The sequence below is a fragment of the Kocuria sp. JC486 genome (assembly GCF_011602805.1).
GTDB lineage: Bacteria > Actinomycetota > Actinomycetes > Actinomycetales > Micrococcaceae > Kocuria > Kocuria soli.
The window spans coordinates 1-884 of sequence record NZ_JAAOZS010000059.1 but is presented as its reverse complement, the minus strand read 5'-3'; the positions used below and the strand labels follow the sequence as shown (position 1 = coordinate 884).

Below are 884 nucleotides of genomic sequence, written 5' to 3'. Positions count from 1 at the left end.
AAGACATTGGGCTATCTGACACCATCAGAGAAGCTCGCAGAGTTCCTTGCGCTCACCGCTTGAATCCGCCATCGAGTTCGCCCTGCGCAGCTCACGCACTTCCTTCTCCAGCTCGACCAGGCGCTGGGACTCGCTGGTCGTGGTCCCGGGACGGTGCCCCTCGTCAACCTCGGCCTGCACGACCCAGTTCCTCAGAGTCTCAGGATTGATCCCGAGCTGCTCGCCCACACGGCGAAACGTTCCCGACCTCGTCGATGGATCGCGCCGTGACTGAACTGCCATCCTCGTGGCTCTCTCCCGAAGCTCGTCGGGGTACTTCCTCGGTGCTGCCATGCTCCTCATCCTCCCGTGGGATCACAGCCTCCACCAGACCCGGGGCGATTCAAATCCCGGGCGGTGCGACCAGATGACCCCAGCGCCGCAGCAGTTCTTACGTGCGCACAACCCAAAGGAGAGACCATGAACGACTCTCACAACACGAACCGGCAGAACCAGGACGAATCACAAGCCGCACCGTCGAGCATGGACATGGCCGGCACGTCCCAGAACAGGGGCGAACCCGCCGCTGGCGCTGACCAGTTCAACGACACCGTTGATCGCAAGCTCCAAGAAGACGCCGATCCTTCTCAGGAGGCGGACCCCTCGCCGCTAAACGAGGAGCGGCCCGGCATGGAGGAGGACGAGGACAGCGTCGTCAACCCGAAAAACGCCTAGGAGATCGCGCGGGTAGAGGGGTCGGGTGCCGCGTGTCGGTGACGCGAGACAGGCACGAGCCTCGGTAGAGGTAGGAACTGGGACGGCTGGGCCACTAGATGTACTTCCCCGTGACGTTGTGAACGCGTTGTGAGGGTGTTTGGCCGCCGATGCCGGTGTGGGGTCTGTGG

General features: G+C 63.2%; 2 protein-coding genes. One reads left to right on the top strand and one right to left on the bottom strand.

Going from position 1 to position 884, the window contains the following annotated elements; translation table 11 throughout:
* Positions 1–24: 24 nt before the first annotated feature.
* On the bottom strand, positions 25–333 hold the full coding sequence (locus GWK18_RS12865; RefSeq protein WP_166835733.1) for a transposase: 309 nt from the start codon (positions 331–333) through the stop codon (positions 25–27).
* Positions 334–459: 126 nt separating this feature from the next.
* Between GWK18_RS12865 and GWK18_RS12860 the strand changes: the two genes are divergently transcribed.
* Entirely contained in the window at positions 460–714 is a 255-nt protein-coding gene (locus tag GWK18_RS12860) for a hypothetical protein (RefSeq protein WP_123825784.1), read from the top strand.
* Positions 715–884 lie beyond the last annotated feature (170 nt).